Source organism: Skermanella sp., from assembly GCF_059503625.1.
The window spans coordinates 1-3,346 of sequence record NZ_JCACHA010000204.1 but is presented as its reverse complement, the minus strand read 5'-3'; the positions used below and the strand labels follow the sequence as shown (position 1 = coordinate 3,346).

Genomic DNA, 3,346 nt, shown 5'->3' with positions numbered 1-3,346 from the left:
CGCTCACGCACCCCGGGCACCACCTTCGCGCATGGCGGTGAGTTCCACCGGGCTTTCCGATGCCGCCACCCGAACGCCGGCGGCGGGACGGAGAGCGGACAGGTCGACCGGAGCCGGCAGGGAAGAGGCAGACGGCGAGGCCGGCCGGTCGAGCAGCAGCGGCATGGCGGGGCAGGTATCCGGCGCGTCGATGGCTTCGCCGATCATGGCGGTCATCCGCGCCAGGGCGGCTTCGGTCAACGAGAAGCCGTAAAGGATGGCGCCGGCGACGAAGGCGAATCCGGAAACCAGGACGATGGCCGTGCGGTGGTCCATCAGGCCGCCGACGACCTCGGTCGCGAAACCGTAATTGATCGCGCGGAGCAGACCGCTTCCCATGCCGATTTCGATCGCCGTCGCGACGATCAGGCCGGCGAAACCCACGCACGACAGCAGCAGTCCGGAAGTCTTCATTTCATTTCCATCCCAGCAACAGAGTGATCCATTAAACAGACTGGGTTGGATTGTAGGTAAATTGCCGGAAATTCCCGCCCGCCCCGAGGGGGTGGACGCCCGGTCCTCCGCCCTACGCCGATGGATGGGGCGGCGTGGCGCGGACGATAGCCCCGGTAGGGGATAGCGACAGGGGGATGGCAGTATCCGTGGGATCTTTGTCATTGCTGCCGGAATTGGGGCCGGGGATACTGCCGCCATGACCAGCACCGCCCCCCTTCCTTCGCAGCGCCGCATGGCCGTCCTGGCCTATCCCGACGTCCAGATCCTCGACGTGACCGGCCCCTTGCAGGTCTTCTGCCATGCCGGCTATCCGGTCGAGATCATCGGGGTCGAGGCCGGCCCGGTCCGCACTTCGTCCGGCATGCAACTGGTGGCCGAGCGGGGCATCGGCGACGTCGACGGCGGCATCGACACGCTGCTGGTGGCGGGCGGCAACGGGTTCGCGGGACCCGCCGGCGATCCCAGGGTGCTGGAGTGGCTGCGGGCGATGCGGCCGCGCGTCCGGCGCTTCGGCTCGATCTGTTCCGGCGCCTTCATCGTCGCGGCGGCGGGGCTGCTGGACGGCCGCCGCGCCGTCACCCACTGGGCACGGTGCGACGAGTTCCGCGCCGCCTTTCCACAGGTGAGGCTGGAGCCGGACGCGCTGCATATCCGCGACGGCGACATCTATACCTCGGCCGGGGTGACCGCCGGGATGGATCTGGCGCTTGCCATGGTCGAGGAGGACCGGGGCCATCGCGCGGCGCTGGACGTCGCCCGTCAGCTGGTGCTGTTCCTGAAGCGGCCGGGCGGGCAGTCGCAGTTCAGCACGCACCTGACGCCGGAAGCCGACGGCCTGTCGCCGGTCCGGGCCGTTCAGGACTGGGTCCGCTCGACGCCGGGAGCGGACCTGCGGGTCGAGGCGCTGGCCGACCGCGCCGGCATGAGTCCCCGCAACTTCGCCCGCGTCTTCCTGCGCGAGACCGGGACGACGCCGCTGAAGTTCGTCGAGGCCACGAGGATCGACGCCGCCCGGCGGCGGCTGGAACGGACCCGCGACCCGGTAGAGCGCATCGCCGCCGAGTTGGGCTTCGGCACGGCGGAAACGATGCGGCGGACCTTCCTGCGCCGGCTCGGCGTGACGCCGCAGGGCTACCGCACCCATTTCCGCGCACTGCCGCCTGTTTCGGCATCCGGAGAGGACGCCGGTGCGCCCGAGCATATCGACGTGAAGCATTTCGACATCAAGGAAGAAGACGATGTGGTTCCTGCGTGAGGGGCGCGACGCCCTGCTGCTGACGGTCTGTCAGGCGCTGTTCTGGGCCGGCCTGCTGGTCAGCATCACCCTGACCGGGCTGATCGGCCAGATCATAGCGCCGGACTCGGCGCTGGCGACCTTGCCGGTCGCCTTGCTGATGGCCGCCAACATCGTCCTGACCCGGCCGATCTCGCTGCTGATGCAGCGCCATGGACGGCGGGCCGGCTTCTCCCTCGGCGCGCTGGCCGGAGCGCTCGGCGGGCTGATCTGCGTCGCCGGCATCTTCCACGCCGACTTCACGGTCTTCTGCCTGGGCAACGTGGTGCTGGGCGCCTATCAGGCGGCGGCGCAGTATTACCGGCTGGCGGCGGTCGACAAGGTCGCGCCGGAACGGCGGGGCCGGGCGGTCTCCCTGGTGCTGTCGGGCGCCATCCTGGCGGCGCTGGCGGCGCCGCCGCTGGCCTTGTGGACCAAGGACCTGTTCGCCCCGGTGACGTTCGCCGGCTCCTTCCTGGCGCTGAGCGTGCTGAGCGTCGCGACCCTCGTCCCCCTGGCGCTGCTGTCGCCCCATTCCGCCGCATCGGCGGAGGCACGGGGCGGCGGCAGGCCGATGGGCGAGATCCTGCGCCAGCCGATCATGATCGCCGCCCTTGTCAACGCGGCGGCCGGGCATGCCGTGATGGTGCTGGTGATGAACGCCACTCCCCTTGCCATGGTCGCCTGCAACCACACGGTCGGCGACGCGGCCGGCGTGATCCGCGCCCACGTGCTGGGGATGTTCGTGCCGTCGTTCTTCACCGGCAAGCTGATCGACCGGCTGGGCGCTCCCGCCATCGCGGCGGCCGGGGCGGCGATCCTGGCGGCGAGCGCCATGGTGTCCGCCTGGGATCAGGGGCTTGGCCATTTCCAAGTCGGGCTGGTGCTGCTGGGTCTCGGCTGGAACTTCATGTACATCGCCGGCACGACGATGCTGACCCAGTCGTACCGGCCGGAAGAGCGGGGCAGGGTGCAGGGGATGGCGGAGATGACGATAGCGGCCTGCGCCGCCCTGGCGTCCTTCGGCTCCGGCGGTTTGCTGAACGCCTTCGGCTGGCAGGCGGTGAACATGGGAGCGGCCCCCGTGCTGGCGGTGAGCCTGGGGGTGACGCTGTGGTACGCCGCCGGACGGCGGCGGGTGGCGGAACTGGCGTGACGGCAAAACGATGACATCAGGGGCGTAAATTTTTCCGCTTCCGGCGTCATTGTTGGTCACTAGGCGTCACTGTTTTCGGAGTGGGCGTCACTATCGGGGAGGGGCTTTGTATGACCATGGTCCTGTCCTTTCGAAAAAGCGTGGAACGTACTTAAATGTCATCATTCGTGGTGGGAGGGCCGGACGGCCTGGCTGATTCACGATGTCGAAGATCCCGGGCAAGGCCCTGGATCGAGGATATAGCACATCATAGTTTAAGAATACTTTCCTTTACGATCACCCGCCGCCTCGTGCCGGTCGCGGTGGATCGGGCCGGCGCGGAACTCAGAGCCGATATAGTTCACTGGTGACGACGCTCTAGGCCCAGTACCGTTGAGTAGCATTTCATCAAAATGAAAGACTCACAGCGGGTTTTTGGATGA

Annotated in this window: 3 protein-coding genes; 2 read left to right on the top strand and 1 reads right to left on the bottom strand. The window is 68.1% G+C overall.

Annotated elements, in window-relative coordinates; all coding sequences use genetic code 11:
- Positions 1–3: 3 nt before the first annotated feature.
- Positions 4–453 (bottom strand): hypothetical protein, encoded by a 450-nt coding sequence (locus tag AC5JJ6_RS05170; protein ID WP_496041016.1) that lies wholly within the window; start codon positions 451–453, stop codon positions 4–6.
- Between the two features lie 238 nt (positions 454–691).
- Here AC5JJ6_RS05170 and AC5JJ6_RS05165 point away from each other — a divergent pair, with 238 nt between their 5' ends.
- Positions 692–1,750 (top strand): GlxA family transcriptional regulator, encoded by a 1,059-nt coding sequence (locus tag AC5JJ6_RS05165; RefSeq protein ID WP_496041015.1) that lies wholly within the window; start codon positions 692–694, stop codon positions 1,748–1,750.
- Complete coding sequence (locus tag AC5JJ6_RS05160; protein ID WP_496041014.1) at positions 1,734–2,924, top strand: MFS transporter; 1,191 nt, start codon at positions 1,734–1,736, stop codon at positions 2,922–2,924. Before AC5JJ6_RS05165 ends, AC5JJ6_RS05160 begins: the two co-directional genes overlap by 17 nt.
- The last annotated feature ends 422 nt before the right edge of the window (positions 2,925–3,346 follow it).

Bases quoted from the DNA above. Each gene is read 5' to 3' on its own strand.
- AC5JJ6_RS05160 (WP_496041014.1), top strand. From the start codon at position 1,734: ATGTGGTTCCTGCGTGAGGGGCGCGACGCCCTGCTGCTGACGGTCTGT.
- AC5JJ6_RS05170 (WP_496041016.1), bottom strand. From the start codon at position 453: ATGAAGACTTCCGGACTGCTGCTGTCGTGCGTGGGTTTCGCCGGCCTG.
- AC5JJ6_RS05165 (WP_496041015.1), top strand. From the start codon at position 692: ATGACCAGCACCGCCCCCCTTCCTTCGCAGCGCCGCATGGCCGTCCTG.